Annotated in this window: 15 protein-coding genes and 1 pseudogene; 6 read left to right on the top strand and 10 right to left on the bottom strand. The window is 41.3% G+C overall.

Annotated features, from left to right (window positions below; all coding sequences use genetic code 11):
- Positions 1–83: 83 nt before the first annotated feature.
- The 3 genes from BCU94_RS10920 to pdsR all read right to left on the bottom strand — a co-directional run bounded on the left by BCU94_RS10920 (position 84) and on the right by pdsR (position 4,218).
- Positions 84–1,280 carry a cystathionine beta-lyase gene (locus BCU94_RS10920; protein WP_102439604.1) on the bottom strand — a complete coding sequence of 399 codons (1,197 nt, stop codon included), beginning with the start codon at positions 1,278–1,280 and terminating at the stop codon, positions 84–86.
- Positions 1,281–1,360: 80 nt separating this feature from the next.
- Positions 1,361–3,526, bottom strand: coding sequence for a proteobacterial dedicated sortase system histidine kinase (gene pdsS, locus BCU94_RS10915; RefSeq protein ID WP_102439605.1), 2,166 nt, complete (start codon positions 3,524–3,526; stop codon positions 1,361–1,363).
- The gene (gene pdsR, locus BCU94_RS10910) at positions 3,526–4,218 is read right to left on the bottom strand and encodes a proteobacterial dedicated sortase system response regulator (protein ID WP_102439606.1); all 693 of its coding nucleotides are present in this window, start codon (positions 4,216–4,218) and stop codon (positions 3,526–3,528) included. Before pdsR ends, pdsS begins: the two co-directional genes overlap by 1 nt.
- Before the next feature lie 218 nt (positions 4,219–4,436).
- Here pdsR and pdsO point away from each other — a divergent pair, with 218 nt between their 5' ends.
- The 3 genes from pdsO to BCU94_RS10895 all read left to right on the top strand — a co-directional run bounded on the left by pdsO (position 4,437) and on the right by BCU94_RS10895 (position 8,251).
- A complete protein-coding gene (gene pdsO / locus BCU94_RS10905; RefSeq protein WP_102476397.1) occupies positions 4,437–5,246 on the top strand; it encodes a sortase-associated OmpA-like protein PdsO in 810 nt (269 codons plus the stop codon).
- 81 nt (positions 5,247–5,327) lie between these two features.
- Positions 5,328–7,640 (top strand): marine proteobacterial sortase target protein, encoded by a 2,313-nt coding sequence (locus tag BCU94_RS10900; RefSeq protein ID WP_102476396.1) that lies wholly within the window; start codon positions 5,328–5,330, stop codon positions 7,638–7,640.
- Between the two features lie 26 nt (positions 7,641–7,666).
- A complete protein-coding gene (locus BCU94_RS10895) occupies positions 7,667–8,251 on the top strand; it encodes a class GN sortase (protein WP_102476395.1) in 585 nt (194 codons plus the stop codon).
- 48 nt (positions 8,252–8,299) lie between these two features.
- Here the strand turns inward: BCU94_RS10895 and BCU94_RS10890 are convergent, their stop codons facing one another.
- From BCU94_RS10890 to BCU94_RS10880, 3 genes are all read right to left on the bottom strand, one after another.
- On the bottom strand, positions 8,300–9,319 hold the full coding sequence (locus BCU94_RS10890; RefSeq protein ID WP_102476394.1) for a GGDEF domain-containing protein: 1,020 nt from the start codon (positions 9,317–9,319) through the stop codon (positions 8,300–8,302).
- Positions 9,320–9,507: 188 nt separating this feature from the next.
- Positions 9,508–10,395, bottom strand: coding sequence for a hypothetical protein (locus BCU94_RS10885; RefSeq protein ID WP_241901034.1), 888 nt, complete (start codon positions 10,393–10,395; stop codon positions 9,508–9,510).
- Positions 10,396–10,712: 317 nt separating this feature from the next.
- Positions 10,713–11,090 (bottom strand): diacylglycerol kinase, encoded by a 378-nt coding sequence (locus tag BCU94_RS10880; protein ID WP_102439618.1) that lies wholly within the window; start codon positions 11,088–11,090, stop codon positions 10,713–10,715.
- A 186-nt stretch (positions 11,091–11,276) separates the two neighbouring features.
- Here BCU94_RS10880 and BCU94_RS10875 point away from each other — a divergent pair, with 186 nt between their 5' ends.
- Together BCU94_RS10875 and BCU94_RS10870 are read left to right on the top strand one after the other, a co-directional pair.
- The gene (locus BCU94_RS10875) at positions 11,277–12,191 is read left to right on the top strand and encodes a DNA ligase (protein WP_241904990.1); all 915 of its coding nucleotides are present in this window, start codon (positions 11,277–11,279) and stop codon (positions 12,189–12,191) included.
- Between the two features lie 43 nt (positions 12,192–12,234).
- A complete protein-coding gene (locus tag BCU94_RS10870) occupies positions 12,235–12,762 on the top strand; it encodes a low molecular weight protein-tyrosine-phosphatase (protein ID WP_102476393.1) in 528 nt (175 codons plus the stop codon).
- A 129-nt stretch (positions 12,763–12,891) separates the two neighbouring features.
- Here BCU94_RS10870 and ylqF read toward each other — a convergent pair whose 3' ends face one another.
- Positions 12,892–13,836, bottom strand: coding sequence for a ribosome biogenesis GTPase YlqF (gene ylqF, locus BCU94_RS10865; RefSeq protein ID WP_076536189.1), 945 nt, complete (start codon positions 13,834–13,836; stop codon positions 12,892–12,894).
- Between the two features lie 130 nt (positions 13,837–13,966).
- Complete coding sequence (locus BCU94_RS10860) at positions 13,967–14,806, bottom strand: 2OG-Fe(II) oxygenase family protein (RefSeq protein WP_102439613.1); 840 nt, start codon at positions 14,804–14,806, stop codon at positions 13,967–13,969.
- A gap of 184 nt (positions 14,807–14,990) precedes the next feature.
- Between BCU94_RS10860 and BCU94_RS10855 the strand changes: the two genes are divergently transcribed.
- Positions 14,991–15,905 (top strand): bifunctional methionine sulfoxide reductase B/A protein, encoded by a 915-nt coding sequence (locus BCU94_RS10855; protein ID WP_102476392.1) that lies wholly within the window; start codon positions 14,991–14,993, stop codon positions 15,903–15,905.
- Between the two features lie 78 nt (positions 15,906–15,983).
- On the opposite strand, the gene BCU94_RS10850 is transcribed toward BCU94_RS10855, so the two are convergent.
- Complete coding sequence (locus BCU94_RS10850; RefSeq protein WP_076536194.1) at positions 15,984–17,543, bottom strand: SulP family inorganic anion transporter; 1,560 nt, start codon at positions 17,541–17,543, stop codon at positions 15,984–15,986.
- Between the two features lie 334 nt (positions 17,544–17,877).
- Positions 17,878–18,234 (bottom strand): annotated as a pseudogene (locus tag BCU94_RS19585) (ribonuclease E); the annotation flags it as partial.

Raw genomic sequence — 18,234 nt, 5'->3', positions numbered from 1 at the left:
ACATTAAAAAGGCCGAACATATTACACTGTTCGGCCTTTTTATTATCGATTATTTGTGTTGTTGATAAGCTCTAAATCAGGGCTTAGCGCTTAGATTCAACCTCGTTATAACGCTCAAATGCTGCGGTTAAGTCGGCTATAAGATCATCGGGATCTTCAAGGCCAATATGTAGGCGAATAAGCGGCTTGCTGGTGTCCCATGTGGTGGCAGTTCTAATTTTATCAATGCCAAAGACACCGAGAATTAAACTTTCATAACCACCCCAAGAAAAGCCCATTTTGAAGTGACGCATGTTTTCTACAAAAGCGGTCACAGAGGCTAAGTTGCCTTGTTTGAGTACGAATGAGAATAAGCCATTACCGCCACTGAAATCTCGCTGGTAAAACTCATGGCCCGGACAAGTTTCAAACCCAGGGTGGCGCAGGTGGTCTACTTCAGGTCTGGAGGCTAACCAATTAGCGACCTTTAAGGCATTTTTGTCATGTTGGGCCATTCTGACGCCTAAGGTGCGTAAACCTCTTGCGGCAAGATAAACATCATCTGGTGAGGTGGTTTGACCCATGATGTAACTGTTTTCACGCAGTTGTTCCCAGCAGGCTTCATTAGCGGTTGCTGTGCCCATCATCACATCAGAGTGACCAACAATGTATTTAGTGGCAGCTTGAATTGAAATATCAACGCCCATCTCAAATGGACGACAATTGATAGGCGAAGCCCAAGTGTTATCGAGCATGACGACCATATCATGTTCGTGTGCGATACGACTTAAAGTGGGAACATCTTGAATTTCCATGGTGATAGAGCCTGGTGATTCAAGGAATAACACCTTGGTGTTGGGTTTAATCAGCGCTTTAATCCCTTCACCAATTAACGGATCGTAATAGGTGGTTTCAATGCCAAAGCCAGCTAACAGCTTATTACATAAATCGCGGGTGGGTTCGTAAGCATTATCAACCATTAATAAATGGTCACCACTTTTTAAAAATGACAGTAACGCGCTGCTTATTGCTCCCGCACCTGACGGATACAAGGCGGTACCTACGCCACCTTCAAGTTCACTGATGGCTTGCTGAAATGAAAAATGCGTTGGGGTGCCACGGCGACCATAAAACATTTCGCCATTGGTTTTATTTTTAATGGCAAAACGCATGTCATCCATGGTGTCAAACACTACGGTTGAGGCGCGAAACACCGGTGGGTTAATAATCCCTTTGGTGTATTTTTTGTCTCTGCCGACACTGACGATTTGCGTGGCTAATTTGTCTTGCTGATTGCTCATAGATTCATTCCCAACTGGCACAACGGATGTTATGAATTATTGTTTTAGCCATCCTAACATCTATACGGCTAAAATAAAGGTTATTTTGAGTCTGCTAAGGGGAATATCAGCACGAACTTAACCCCACTGCCATCGGCTAGATTCTCAGCCTTAATGCTGCCTTGGTGAAACTCAGTCACTAATCTTGCAATGTACAAACCTAGCCCTAGATGCGGCTTGGCTTGCACGCCTTGTGGACGTATTGACACCATAGATTCAAAGATTTGCGCTGTCATGTCTGCAGGCAATAATGGCCCTTGGTTAGCCAGTTCGATAATCGCAGTTTTAGCGGTGCGTTTAAGTGTCAGCCTAATAGGATCATCAGTACTGAACTCAATGGCGTTATTAATCAGTTTATCCATCAGCTGCGCTATGTATTCAGGTACACCGAACATGATCATTGGGCCATCATCAATGTCTAGGGTAAATTGAGTTTCAGGGTAGGTATATTGATAACCTTGCATGCAGCCGCTAATGACTTCTGTTAAAGAAAACTGGCTTTGCTCTGCATGGGATAAACTGGCTTCTAAGCGGGTTGCTTCACTTAAGTTGTTTAAGATTAAATGCAAACGGCTGACACCTTCTTGAGCGCGAGCGACGTATTTTTCACTGCCAGGCTCAAGTTGTTGCAAGCTTAAATGCTCAAGGGATGAACGCACTACGGCAACTGGGGTACGTAGTTCGTGTGACAGCCTCGATGACATGTTCTCTAAGTAGTGGGTGTATTGACCTAAACGGCCAACAATATTGGCAAAACTGCGAGATAAATCGCCAATTTCATCACGGGTTTTAGAGGGGACAATTTGTTGTCTCACTCGGCCTTGGCTATCGATAGCTTGTTCAGATTGATCTCTGAGTTTGCGAATGCGGCTTGAAATGCTGGATGCAAAGATAAACAGCGCCAAGGTGCCCATACTCATGATGGTTAAAATCACATTAAACAGTTTTTCTAGCGCGCGGTTACGCAGGGTACGAATTCCGTGGGTGGTTTCTTCAGCAATGACGGCGCCCATGACTTTATCATCAATCCAGATAGGACTGGCCGCGGCTAATACCACAGCTTTACTATCAGGGGTTAAGCGCCAGGTTGAGCCTTGTTTTCCATTAAGGGCTTGTTGTATATGACTGCCACTTAACTCGGTTGAGTCTTGCAATGAATCGACAAAATCCTGCGGCGGTTTAGTGAGGATTTTATAATATAGCGGCAATAGGTAATCAGTTTTAAATTGCCCCCAAATGCTAGGCTCACGGGTGTCATCTAAGCTTGATGACCAAAGATTATTGCTGGCGCGAATGTCACCCGATTTAGCTAATACCCGGCCATGATTATCAACCACCCAAATACGCGAGCTGTTATGACTCATACCTTTGATAATATTTTCAATTTCAGGTGATGGCACTAAGACTGTGCCTAAATGCGCCACAGAATCGATAGCTGAGGTACCGATAATAGTATTCACTGTACGGGTTTGGCTGTCATCAACATTGTAAATGGCGAACCCGAGTTTACTGCCTAGCATATTTAGCGGCATTCTAAATTCAATGTTATAACCTCTATCGGTGGCAAGCCATTGTCCTTGAATGCGAATTTCTGGTGTTACGGGCATTGATTGAGTTGGATCTTGTGGCAGCTCAAAGGCACTTAACCAACCGTCTTGAGTGTTGGCGACAATATAACGCTTAAATTGGCCATCAGGTGTTTGAGTGGCAATCACTAAATGATCGTTTTTATCTACCCGTAAGCTATTTTTACTACGATAGACCAGATGCTTATCGGCAACCTCAAAAAATCCATATAAATAGCCGGCGTATTTACCCACCATGTGACTAAAGTGAATATCAACGACTTGGTTTTCATTACGATTAAAAATCACGTGATCAGTGCCATAATTGATCACTCTATGCTGATATTGCTGCCAATCAGTCAGTTTACCATCAAGTTGAATTGGTCCCGAAAGTGGATAGGCGTATAAGTCGCGGCCTTTTTCAACCTGACTTAAAAAACTGGCTTGGTGATTAAACAGTTTCGGGCGTTCATGCAATGCGGTGGCTAAGGCTTGAGTGGTGCCCACCAAGGTTTTTTCTTGGCCGTGGCGCAGGTATTTTTCCATTTCCCACACGTATTCATAGCCAAGCCAAGGTAAGCACAGCAAAAATAGCGATAAGATAACGACTTTAGCGCGCAGCCCTATGGGAATATTAAACATTAACTGACACTGTCCCAGCGGTAACCCATGCCATACACGGTATCGATGCAATTAAAGTCTTTATCTGCGCTTAAAAACTTTTTACGAATACGTTTAACGTGGGAGGTAATGGTACTGTCATCGACAAATATTTTAGCTTCTTGCATTAAGTCTTGGCGACTTCGCACATGACCTGGATGTTTTGCCATCGCGTGCACCATCCAAAACTCTGTCACGGTCAACTCTATAGGTTGCTGCTGCCAGTACACCTGAATACGGTTGCCATCAATGGTGAGCTTGCCGTGTTCAATCAGGTTATCTTCAACGATGGCTGCGCCAATCAGTTCTGAGCGTCTAAATAAAGCGGCAATACGAGCAATTAAGTGCGGAAAGCTGACATCTTTTGATAGGTAATCATCAGCGCCTAATCTAAGGCCGCAAACGGTATCAAAGTCACTGTCTCGGGCGGTTAAAAAGATAATCGGTAAACTGCTAGACATAGATCGCAGCGACTGACATAAGGTAAAGCCGCCATCTATTTCGGTCTCAAGGCCAATATCAATAATGGCTAGGTCAGGTAAACGGGCATTAAAAGCCAACATGGCAGCAGGGCGGTTGGCATAACCCTGCACGCTATAGCCTTGTTGTTGCAGTAACTCTTTATAGTTTTCTCTAATGGCTACTTCATCTTCTACAATCGCAATTCTTTTCATATCACCATCTTTGTTTTGTCTTATATGGCTGACTATACATTATTTTTATGGCCAAAAAAGCGCTCCCTAGCAATTGCCATATTGTTGCCACATTTCATCGCTACATTGCCACTTTTACGCCCCTTAATTGCCATTTCAATGCTGTTTAATAGTTTCATCGAATGAGCAAACGCACTTCATTCAAATTTAATTATTAATCTGAAATAAAGGACAACACCATGAAAAAGCAATTAATCGCCATCGCAATCATCAGCAGTTTATCGATCGCCAACATCACTCACTTACACGCAGAAGAAATGAAACCAGCGATTGATTCAACCATTGATTCAAGTGATGTTTTAGCACAAACACCAGAAAGAGAGCACACAGAAGAGTTAGTCGGCTTGTCATCTGGGGCCATATTAGGCGCTGTGGTAGGCGGACCTGTTGGCGCAATCGTTGGCAGCTTTGTTGGGGTACTTATTGGTAAGACTGTGGGTGATGATTCTGAGATTGAAACTCAAAATGAGTTACTCGCCGAGCAACAACAGGCACTCGAGCTGCAAACTTATGAACTTACGGCGCTACATGAAAAGCAACAATCTTTGGCGGAGGTCAATGATGAATATATACAAGTGCAGACGCAATTAGCCGATTTGCGCCATGCTCAAGAGCAAAAAATGCAAGAGCTGGCCATCGGGCTAAATGTGCAATTCAAAACCGGCTCAGCGACTATCGAGCCTCATTTTGAACAACAACTCGATGATGTTGCTTATGTGATGGCATTATCACCAGATTTGATGTTGGATTTAACCGGTTACGCTGACCGCCGCGGTGACAGTAAATTTAACCAAGCACTATCAGAGCAGCGTTTAATAGCAGTGACCAAGTATTTGGCTAATCAAGGCATAGCTGATGAACGCTTACATGCCAAAGCCTATGGCGCGACAGCGCCTTTACATGAGCAACAAAATTTTGAAAACGACTTTTTTGATCGCCGCGTGACTTTAAAAATTATCCCTGTGGGTGAAGCTTTAGCCGCTAATTAATATGACGAAAATTCAGTGTAAACCTTGGACTGGTGAGAATGCTGGTTTTGAGGTTTACGCTAATTTCATGGAGAGAAAACAATGAATATTAGTGTTAATCGTCATAGGGTGCATTACCTTTGCTCGAGCTTAATTTTACTGGGTTTAGTGATTTTGAATGTGCTATTTCCAGTATATGCAATGCCAACAAGTAAAGCAGATGGGCGCTCTGCTGAGATAACCCTGGGCGTGCTTGAATATATACAAGAGGGTGAAATCCACTATAGCTTGCCTTTATCCACCGATGTGTCAATGAAAGTATCTGGCTGGGTTAATCGCGTTAAGGTTAAGCAAACCTTTACCAATAACACCCAAGGCTTTATAAACGGTAAGTATCATTTTCCGTTATCCCATAATGGAGCAGTGGATCAAATGCGGTTAGTCATTGGCGAGCGTATTATTGAAGGCGAAGTACAACCAAAATTACAAGCCAAAGCCACCTTTGAAAAAGCCAAAGCTGCAGGTAAACGTGCCAGTTTAGTGAGTCAGCAAAGGGTGAATATTTTTACCACAGAAGTGGCGAATTTAGCCCCTAACGAAACTTTAACTGTTGAGATAAGTTATCAAGAAAAACTTAATTATAAAGAGGGTCAGTTTAGTTTACGGTTTCCAATGACCATTACGCCGCGTTATTCGCCAACAGCTTTATCAGAGCAAGTTTTAGTCGGTAATAGTGCTAGCAGTCAGAGTTCTAGTGAAAGTCCTAGTCGGCAACAGCGCCATAACCATTTGGGCATATTTGATTCTATTGCTGAAATGCTACCTGAGATGCTAACCGGCTTTAATTTGAATAACTTTGCAGAAGGGGCTGTAACTGATGATGCCTCTTCGGATTCTGCTGGTAATATCATGGTTAATATTAATGTCGAATTAAATTCAGGTTTTGAACTTGGTGCGGTAACCAGTCCGTATCACAAAATTAAAGCAGCGCCAGTGGTAGGCAAGCAACAATGGATGGTAGAACTTGATCGCGCTGTGGTCGCCAATCAAGATTTTGTATTGAATTGGAAGCCTGTTGATGCAGCTAAATCGCATGCTGCAAATCATGCTGAAGTTGCGTTGCCGCTGCCATCAATGTTCATTCAACAAGGATTAACTCATCAATCAGCTGAACTTAGGTCAGCTAAAAATAGTATCAACAATCAAGATTATTACGGCTTAGTGATGTTAACGCCGCCACAAGTTAAAACGTATAACGGGGTCACTCCTCGGGAGTTAATCTTGGTTATTGATACCTCTGGCTCTATGGAAGGGGACTCTATAGTGCAGGCCAAACAGGCTTTACTGTCTGCGCTTGCAGGTTTAAGAACGAAAGATAAGTTTAATATTATTGGATTTAATCATCAGTTAACAAAACTATCTGCATCATCTTTGAAAGTTAACAGCCGTAATATTGCTAAAGCCAATCAATTTGTCCAAGGATTACAAGCCAATGGCGGCACTGAAATTAGCATGGCGCTTTCTGCCTCTTTGCTAATTCAAGATCAAAGCAATCAAATCGGGAGTGAAAACGCGCTACGTCAGGTGATATTTATTACAGACGGCGCGGTGGCTAACGAGCAAGGTTTATTTAAGCAAATAGAAGCCGACTTAGGTCAAAGTCGATTATTCACTGTCGGGATAGGCTCGGCCCCGAATACGCACTTTATGGAGCGCGCAGCCATGTTTGGCCGTGGCATTTACACCTACATTGGTAAAACGGCTGAGGTAAAACAAAAAATCGAAGGGTTACTGCAAAAGATTGAGCAACCAGTGGCAACAGATGTAAAAGTCACTTATCAAGACGGCACAATTCCTGATCATTGGCCTGCAAGAATCCCTGATTTATATACTGATGAACCAATCTTAGTCAGCTTTAAATCTCCGGCATACAATCAGCAAGATATTGTTATATCAGGCGAGACTCAGGGCGAATATTGGCAACTACAGATACCTAATCCACACCAGACTCGTCATTTAGATAATTCAGACATTGAGGCCCCAGGGTTAGATCTTATCTGGGCTAATGCGCAAATCAATGCCATTGAAGCCACCCAAACTAGGGCGAACAGTGAAAGAATAAAACAGCAAGTTAAAGCATTAGGAATGAAGTATCACCTGGTGACCTCACAAACAAGTCTAGTGGCGGTCGATAAAACCCCAGTTAATTTTACCCCTGAATTTAACGCTGATTATCAAGTAAAGCCACATTTACCTAAAGGATTAAACAAAGCTGGAGTCTTACCACAAACAGCAACATCGAGCCGTTTGAATATACTCATTGGATTAAGCTTTTTATTGATTGCGCTTTTGCATGGACTTTGGCTTAAGCAGTGTCTTCCTGGTCAGCGGTTAACCATACCTAAGCATAAATAAGGAGCGCTGCGTTGATAAGTTTAAAAATGCTCATCCCTGGTTGTTTAGCCGTCTTAGGAGTCAGTTTTTTATCACATGGAGCCTATATGCAAGTTAAAGCGAATTTTGCGCAATATTTAATTGAGCAAGCATGGAATAAAACCTTGCAAGACCAAACACCCCATAAGCCTTGGAGCTGGGCTGATACGCATCCAGTTGGCAAGTTAATGCTTTATGCAGATAAAGAAACAGATGTTTATCCTGTAGGGGATCCTATGTTTGTGCTAGCGGGGGCTTCGGGCCGAAATTTGGCGTTTGGCCCAAGCTTGATGCTTAAAGGTGCAGGGGTTGGAGAGGTTGGTAATACAATCATTGCTGGCCACAGAGACACCCATTTTTCACACTTAAAAAATGTTAAAAAAGGCGACATCGTAGAATTAGAAACCGCAATTGGGCAAATACAAAGTTACTTAATAACCGGCATCGATATAGTACATGAAACGCAAACAGAGATACTCGATATGACGGCGGATAATCAGCTAACATTGATAACCTGTTACCCGTTTGAAGACTTGTCTGCAAGCAGTGATTACCGTTACGTGGTAACGGCAAAACAAGTAAATCACAGTTAGTTGTTTTAATTGGACGGTTTAATTTAACTCGCTACTTAATCGCTTTAACTATATAGGCATGACTCTATTACGCCCTAATCTTTTTGCTTGATATAACAACTGGTCAGCAGCCTCAATTAGCTGACTAGTTGTTTGATTTTCTTGCCACTGCACCACACCAAATGACGCATTGATATTATCAATTCGAGTGTCACTGCGCCTGTCTTTGACCCTGAGTTTTTCAATGGAGCGTCTCATGGCTTCGGCTAATTGTCTGGCGATCCTTAATTGGCTATTTGGGACGATAATGGCAAACTCTTCACCGCCAAAACGGTATAACTTTACCCCTTCTCGACAAGATTCCTGTAGCCGTTTGGCTACCACTCTAAGTACTAAGTCCCCAAGCTGGTGGCCATAAGTATCATTAAATAGTTTAAAGTTATCAATGTCAGCCATAATCAAGCAGCAGCCTTGGGGCGATTGTGCAATAACCGCATTAATATCGTCATTAAAGGCGCGACGATTTAACGTTTCGGTGAGTGCATCATACAAAACATCTTTTTCTGTTTTAGCCAGCTTTTGTTTTAAAATATTAATCTCGGACTGCGCTTTATTGAGTTGTTCAGTAAAACTCTTGCTACTTGATTGAATACGCGAAGATTCTTTAACCATACTGCGCACCACAGTGACCAATTGTTCCAGTGAAAAATCTTGGTTTTCAAACTCAGTTAATTTACGGACATTTTTTTGTATTTGAGATTGAAAAGTACGGGTGTCATGATGGGTATCTTTGATTGATTGAGATAACTCGCACACCATAGCATCAAGATTTTGACGCATAGTTCTGACATCTAACTCAACAGGATCGGCGATATGTTCTCGATACAGTAACTCACTTGAAACGGGTGAATATTGTTGATTTAGCTTAATATTTTCATCAAGTGCCAGATTTAGCTTAGGATTGGTTTCGCTAACATAGGCATACCAAAGTGCATAATTGGTTGGTGTTGTTGGAATGCTGTGTTTTAGCATTAAAGGTACGGCTTTTTTTAGATGAAGCGCGGCCGTTTTCAATAAATCGTTAGACATTCAATCCCTCAACAAAATAGGTAATAAAGCGAATGAACCAATTAGGTTTATCAATGAAATATAACAATTAATTAATGTGATAGATATTTTGTTAGTAAGTTTTTTGATAAACAGGCAAACCTTAAATAAAGTTTGCCCGTTTATTGATTGAAGATAAGATATTTTGCCGTGATTAAAAATGTAGTTGTTTAAAAGCGGTAGGACACTGCAAACATAGGGCCGGTGAAACCATAGTTTATGTTGTAATCTAGGGTACGATATTCTTCATCTAAAATACTTCTAGATTGTTCAATATCAACATCGACATCATAATAGTTATACGCCAGTGCTAATTGCCAGTTATCGCTAATTTTCGCCTGCACGCCAGCCCTGATGTCGACTAACGAACCTTTAAAATTATCATATTTGATCGCAAAATATTGAACATGGGCGCCAAATGTCCAACCAGGATAAAATTCATAGTTACCATATAAGCCGATATTAGGCAGAGGCGCAGTGATTGCGTTATCAACAACTTTTGGAGTAAAGGTCGTCGTATCACACAAACTATTGGGGTCACTGTGACCTTCACATAAACTAATATTGCCTTCGAAAATGGTTTCAACAAACATGGTGTGAATACCAATCGATGCGCCGACAAAATATTGTTCACCTTGCCAAATATCATAACCATAACCTAAACGGAGAATATCGATATTTAACGTGGTGGAAATAGTGGCACTACCATCAATAAGGTAATTCTGATCATTATCGCCAAATTCAGGGATTTCAATATCAAACCCCAGTTGTGGGGTTTCAGCATCTCGATGTAGAGATTTCCAATCAAGGTAAATATTATGACGGTCTTTGAAGTGATAGCGGAATTCGAAAAAAGGTAGAAATTGATCTTCTGTTAAAAGTAAGTCGTCTTCAAAATCAAGCAAATAGTAATTACCTGTATCTCTGGCACTTTTAACTAACATGGTGGAATCTGTATTGGCATAAAAAGCCCCGAGAGTAAATTTATACTCGTCAGCAGACACACTGTTAGATATACATAGGGCTGTCAATAGACCGATAGGGACTCGCTTTAACATTATTTCTCCGCACTCTATGGGGCTCATTTGGGGTAATAAATGAGGGTCGTGCATTATTATTTTTTTAGTTTTACTAGGCTAATATCTTAGCGCTGAAATATATTAGCATTATGTAAGCAAATGTGAAGTTTTTGTTGCTAAAGCGGTGGTTTTTTTGATCTAGTACAGGTTAACAAGCGTATTGGGCTAAAAACAAACGAAAGTCGCATTAAACCAGCTTGTTTAATGCGCATTTATAACCATACCTGATAATAACTACATCGTAGAGGGGCGCAGAATTGCTGTGGCTGATTGACAAGATTAAAAAGTAAAAGAGACTAATTCAGCACATAGGCATTAATCAAAATACATGCCCAAGTGATCCCACATAGGGCTAGGCTCATAAATACTGCTGCAGAGGCAGTATCTTTGGCTTGGCCACTTAAGGGATGAATTTCATCACTAATGCGATCCACTACAGCTTCAATTGCAGAGTTAACTAATTCGGTGATCAGAACAATAAATAAAGTCATGATTAACAGCAACTTTTCAATAAGGCTGACATCGACCATAATAGCCACTGGCAGTAAAATCCCCGCTAAAATCAGTTCTTGTCTGAATGCTGCTTCGTTAACCCATGCACTTTTAAGCCCTTTAAATGAAAAACCTGTCGCACGTAAGACACGTTTTAATCCATGATTGTTTTCAGGTTTCATATTGGCTGACTTAGTCCCTAAATGGTTTGGTGGATGATGGTCCAATTGATGACAAAAGTAGCCAAACATTGGCTAACTTATGGCAGTTTATTGATCATGCACTAAAATTGCTAATCAATTTGTTTAATTATTAGTTTACTTTTACGGCAACAGGATGTTGTTCCAAATACCAGCAAGGATGCAGCTATGTCTATTTTTTTATCAAAAACTATTGCTACGCCAGTGTCAGCTCTGTCGTTGATAGTAATTATATTGGCTGATTTTATAAGGCGTAATATATCAATCATCATGACAGTATTGAGTCTCTTTGCGCCCCCCATATTGTTTGCTGCAGATAAGCCAGCAATCCAACTTGCTACCAAAATCACTGAAGGAATTGATATTAATCAATATTATGTCAGTGAAAAGTTAGATGGTGTACGTGGTTATTGGACTGGGGACAAAATGCTTTCACGTTCAGGTCGAGAGTTCATTTTACCGCAATGGTTCGTGGCAGATTTTCCCAAGCAGGTTTTAGAAGGGGAGTTATGGCTAGGAAGAGCAAGCTTTGAAGCCATGTCAGGGCTTGCACGAAAAAATATCCCAGACAGTGAAATGTGGCGGCAAGTGAAGTTTATGCTGTTTGACTTACCTGAACATGGGGGCATGTTTCGTGACAGATACATAGCACTGCAACAGCTGGCCAAGCAGTCTAAATATCTGCAAGTCATACCCCAAGAAACGATAACCTCTGACACCATGCTGTATAAAAAACTGGATTTAGTCGTGAGTGCCCAAGGTGAAGGGCTAATGCTTCATCGCAAGCAAGCTTTTTATAAAGTAGGTCGCAGCCAAGATATTATGAAATTAAAACCCAAATATGATGCTGAAGCCATTGTTATTAAGCATATTGAAGGCAAGGGGAAATATACCGGTATGCTAGGGGCAATAGTTGTCAGCATGCCCGATGGGCTTGAGTTTAAAATCGGTAGCGGCTTTAGCGATGAACAAAGGCGTAAGCCGCCCCAAATAGGCGCAACGATAACTTATCAGTACTTAGGTCTAACCAAAAATGGTGTGCCACGATTCGCTCATTTTTTAAGAGAAAGACCTAAAATGTGATAGACATAAAAACAATTTTTAATACGCTGAAAAAGGAACTTATGTGAATACAATTAACTCGGTACTATTCGTATGCCTAGGTAACATCTGCCGCTCACCTAGCGCTGAAGCTGTGTTTCGTAGTAAAGCGGCTGAATATGGCTTAGTCATCGAGATTGCCTCTGCTGGCACCTTAGCTTACCACCAAGGTAATGCGCCCGATCCGCGCGCGATTAAAGCGGGCAATGCCAGAGGCTTAGACTTTTCAGGCATGTATGCAAGGCAAATCGCTCAGGCTGATTTTGAAAAATTTGATTTAATACTGGCTGCAGATATTTTTAACTTAAAGGACTTGCAGGCAATATGCCCGCAAGAACATCAACATAAGCTTAAATTAATGCTTAGTTATATGAGTGACGATGTAGCTGATTTTGATGAACTGAGTATGGATAAGTTTTCCCTTGAGCAAGTGAATCATGCCAAGGAAGTTCCTGACCCTTACTATGGCGGCGCTAATGGTTTTGAAACGGTTTTGGACTTACTGGAGTCTAGCCTTGATAATTTAGCAAAGCAGATAGCGAAAAACCGTTAATATTATCTATACATATTCGCTCTTTAACGGGTAAAAACAATAAAGGCTTAGCATTGCTGCTAAGCCTTTATTTTAAATATGTCGTTTATCAAACACATTGCAGATAAGCTGGATGTTTTTGTTAAAGCCTTATTCGCCTTGGTGACGTTTACCTGATCGTTTCAGATTTTCTTGCTCTAATTTCTGCTGCTTAATAGCTTCTTTTTCAGCCAACACTCTAGCGACTTCTTCTTTCTCGATTTCGGCCATTTCAGGGGTTTCAAGGGTAAGTAGCCCTGTTTTGCCAGAGCGGAATTCATGTAACAGTAATTCTGATGCTTTATGTAAATCGATACGGCCACCAGGTCTTAGTGCTCCGCGCTTACGGCCAATTTCTTCAAGTAATTCAATGTCGGTTTCTGGCAATGATTTAAGCTTATAACGCTCACAAATTTCTTGTGGGTAAGCTTTTAAGAAATATTCAGCAGCAAACATGGCAACGTCTTCATATTCCATTGCGGTGTCTTTAATTGCACCAGTAACAGCAAGGCGGTAGCTACTGGCTTCGTTATCTACTTTAGGCCATAAAATACCCGGCGTATCTGATAGTACGATGCCATTTCGTAAATTAATTCGTTGTTGACGTTTAGTTACAGCTGGCTCATTACCGGTTTTAGCAATGGTTCTACCTGCAAGTGTATTAATGATGGTAGATTTACCAACGTTAGGGATCCCCATGATCATGGTACGAATATCTTTTTCGATTTTGTCTCTGGCAGGTACCAGTTTGCGGCAGATATCAGGAATGTTTTTGACCTGACCAGGTTGTAGTGTGGTGATAGCAGTGGCTTTTACGCCTTGTTCCTGCTCAAGGTACTCAATCCAACGCGCCGTGACTTTTGGATCTGCTAAGTCAGACTTGTTCAGTAGTTTGATACATGGCTTATCGCCCCTTAGCTTAGAAACCATTGGGTTTTCACTACTGTAAGGAATACGGGCATCAAGCACCTCAATAACAAGATCGACTTGAGGCATTGCCTCTTCAATCTCTTTACGAGCTTTATGCATGTGACCTGGATACCATTGAATTGCCATGATTTTGCCTTTTATAAATCTACTACTAACAAAGGGGGCATATTCTACCTTGTTATGAGTAAAAATGATAAAAAAAAGCGCCTATTGGCGCTTTAATATTATTAACGATGTCACTAAATAAGCAGTAGGGTTAAATAACCCCAAGCTCACGCAGTCTTTCCATTAAGTAGCTGTCAGCGGTGTGACGCTCTGACAATACTACTTCTGGATTTGGGTGTAAGAATAGTGGTAATGAAATTCTTGATTTAGTTTTATCACTGCCTTGAGGGTTAATCACCCGATGTGACGTTGAAGGGTAGTAACCTGCTGATGCCTCTTGTAGCATATCACCGATATTGATAATGATATTACCAAAGTCACTGGGTACATCAACCCAGTTACCTTCTTTGGTTTTAACTTGTAGTCCTGGCTCATTGGCAGCAGGTAGTACAGTAATAAGGTTTATGTCCTCATGTGCAGCAGCTCTGATAGCGCCTAACTCTTCATCGCCAAGCATTGGCGGGTAGTGCAGTACTCTTAATAATGTCTTCTGACTATTTTCAATCATTTGTGGTAATGGCATTGAGAATTTGTCAGCAATATCCTTAGGTGCGTACTCTTCAATCCAGCCGAGTAACTCTGCTGCTAGCGCGTTGGCATGTGCATAATAGGCTAAGATATTTTGTTTTAACGATTCAGGAATACGGCCCCAAGGATAAACGTGAAAATATTCTTTGATATCTTTTACGCTATGGCCTTTAGCGGTTTCTGAAATTGAAGCAGGGAAAAATCCATCTTGGGTTTCTGGTTTAAATAGATAATCATTTTTTTGTTCAGATTGAAAAAAGGCATACCACTCTTGATAAATTTTTTCGACCAATTCTTGACTGACTGGGTGGTTAGAAAGAACGCCAAACCCGGTTTCTCTTAATGAAGCGACAAACTGTTGTGGACAATCTTTTGCGCGGTAATCAATTGTTTCTAGTTTCATATTTTTCTTCTATTGTTTTTATTTGACCCAGCGCGATTCTAACCTTGGTCACACTTTGTCGCAATTTTTTGATGCGAAATATGTCTTGGCCAGTCGAAATAGTGATCTTTATTGTGCATACTGCCATAGTTGTAATACTTGCAGTACAGTAAACCTAATCAAAACAGAAGTAGAGATGGAACTCATGAAGCAGTTAACGGAATTCGAAAAGTATGTGATTGAACAAAAAGGAACTGAGCAACCTTTTAGTGGCGAATACCTCAAACATGATGCCCCAGGGGTGTATTTATGCAAAAAGTGCTTAGCGCCTCTGTATAAAAGTGAGCATAAATTTAATGCTCATTGTGGTTGGCCTGCTTTTGATGATGAAATACCGGGAGCAATTGACCGAACTCCCGATGAAGATGGCCATCGAATCGAAATCACCTGCCGAAAATGTGACGGCCACCTAGGGCATATATTTGAAGGCGAAATGTTAACCGCTAAAAATATCCGTCACTGTGTCAATTCTGTTTCGATGATATTTCAAACGGCAGATGAATTACAAAAAGTAAATAGTAATCAGTTTGCTACTTTTGGCGCGGGCTGTTTTTGGTGCATTGAAGCGGTATTTAATGAGTTAAAGGGAGTGATTGAGGTAACGCCAGGCTACAGTGGCGGTAGTGGTAGCGATGCAAATTATATGGCGGTATGTTCTGGTGATACTGGACATGCTGAAGTTATATTGGTGGAATTTGATCCTAGTATCATTAGTTACCAAAGCTTACTGGCGGTTTTCTTTGCCATTCACAATCCCACCACCTTAAATCAGCAGGGTAATGATAAAGGTCCGCAATACCGTTCAGTTATTTTTACTCATTCAACAGAGCAGGTTGATCAAGCGACCATCGCTATTAGTAAACTAATTCAGCAAGCCATTTGGCCTAAACCTATAGTGACCGAAGTTGCCATGTTCGAAGCTTTTTATCCTGCAGAAAGTGTTCACGAAAATTATTATGCTAATAATGCTGAGCAGCCATATTGTGAGTTAATTATTAAACCAAAATTTGAAATGGCGATGAAACGATTTGAGCAGTTGTTAAAGGACACTGATAAATAATGACTAGCTAAGGTTAGTTTACATCGGCAACAAAAAAGGCGAACTGAGTTCGCCTTTTTTAATGTGTAAACCTAACGATTAAGAGTCTAATGCGTCGTCAGCCACTTTGTAATGGGGATCTTCAATCACATTGACCTCGACTAACGCTCTAGCTTTATGGAGTAAATCTTTACAATCACCGCTCAAATGGCGCAAGTGTAACTTCTTACCGGCAGCAAGATAACGCTCTGCTAAGGTGTCAATTGCATCGAGGGCAGAATGATCTGCAACCCGTGAGTTTTGGAAGTCTACGATAATGTCTTCAGGATCATTCTCTGCGTCAAACAGCTCTAAGAAATTAGATACCGAACCAAAAAATAACGGTCCATTTAATTTGTAAACTTTCCAACCGTTGGCATCAATATTGGTTTCAACATTAATATGTTTGGCATGCTCCCAAGCAAAGACTAATGCAGACACAATAACGCCGACAAATACTGCGAAGGCTAAATCTGTGAACACGGTTACCGTTGTTACTAACACAATGACAAACGCATCATGCTTAGGCACTTTGCCCATGACTTTGAAACTGGCCCATTCAAAGGTACCTAAAACGACAATGAACATAACCCCAACTAATGCAGCTAACGGAATTATTTCAATAAAGGCTGCACCAAATAAGATAAATGCCAATAAAGCGAGTGCTGCAGTGATCCCTGATAATCGTCCACGACCGCCAGAGTTGATGTTAATCATCGATTGTCCAATCATCGCACAGCCACCCATAGCGCCGAAAAAGCCACTGGTAATATTACCAACACCTTGACCAACACATTCTTTGTTACCTTTACCACGGCTGTTAGTCATTTCATCAATAACGGTTAGCGTCAGCAATGATTCAATCAAGCCTACAGCAGCAAGAATACAGGCATAAGGCAGAATGATATAAAGCGTTTCTAGCGTGAATGGGACACTTGGGATAGCAAAGCTTGGCAGGCTACCTGCAATTGTTGCTTGTTCATCGCCGCTCATGGTTTTTAAGAAATCGAGTACATTGCGAGTATCTAAATCTAAGCCTACAACCAATGCCGTTACCGTTAAAATAGCCACCAATGAAGAAGGGATAGCAGTGGTTATTTTGGGTAAGAAGTGAATGATCGCCATAGTTAGTGCCACTAAAGCTAACATAATCATTAGGGGCTCTTGTGCAAGCCATACCATGTTGCCAGCAGCATCTTTTACTTTAAATTGGCCTAATTGTGCAAGGAAAATCACAATGGCTAAGCCATTCACAAAACCTATCATCACAGGATAAGGAACAATACGGATAAATTTACCCAGTTTAAAAATACCGGCAGAAATTTGTATTATCCCTGCCAGTACTACTGCGGCAAATAGGTATTGAACACCATGTTCAACCACCAGTGATACCATAACAACAGCCATCGCGCCGGTAGCGCCAGAAATCATCCCAGGACGGCCACCAATAACAGCAGTAATTAGCCCCATGATGAAGGCTGCGTAAAGTCCTACCATAGGCTCAACTTGTGCGACAAAAGCAAAAGCAACGGCTTCAGGAATAAGCGCGAGTGCAACGGTTAAACCAGATAATATATCTGCTTTGCCGCTACTGGTTTTATGACGTAGTAGATCGAACATTTAACCTCTGAAATCTATTGATGTGTTTGATAATAAAAGTGTGAGCATGTTAACAAAAATGACAAACCTTCTAAACCTGAAATTAAACTTAATTTGTGCTAATTCGTATCGTTAGGGTTTTAGAGAGAATTTTTAAGAGGATAAGCTAAGCTTGATATTTTCGTTAGTAACAGAAAAACTAGATCACAGCTGAGGTTTTATAATCAGGATTAATATCAAGGCTTGATAAGGGCTGGTAGTTTGAACAGTCTCTAAGTTTTTAGTAAAAGTTAAGCATAAAAAAACCACGCTAAGAAGCGTGGTTTTTATTACCATCAAAGGTGAATGCTAACAGTTATGCTTTAGACATATCTGCTGAAGCACTATTGGCCACTTTTGACTTAACGCTATTGGCTTCAGTTTGCGAAGCTTGATACTCGCGGCCTTTTGGCACAGCTTGCTGAGTACGAACCTCTGTTACTGGCTTAGTCGTATCTGACATGACCATAGAGCCGAAGCGGCTAGCGACTGGTGCTTTTTTAACAGCTGGTTCAGCTTTAACTTCGGTTGGTGCGACAGTTGTTGGTGCGACTGCGGCTTTACGTTGTATTGCAACAGGCTTAGTCATAGGTGCAGATGCAACCGTTTTAACTTCAACTTTAGCTGTTTCAGGTTTAACTTCAACCGCTGGCGTTTCAGTTTTCACTTCAAC

The sequence above is a fragment of the Shewanella sp. 10N.286.52.C2 genome (assembly GCF_002874545.1).
Lineage (GTDB): Bacteria > Pseudomonadota > Gammaproteobacteria > Enterobacterales > Shewanellaceae > Shewanella.
Note: the sequence above shows the minus strand (reverse complement) of the source record. Positions and strands in the feature narration are given on the sequence as shown.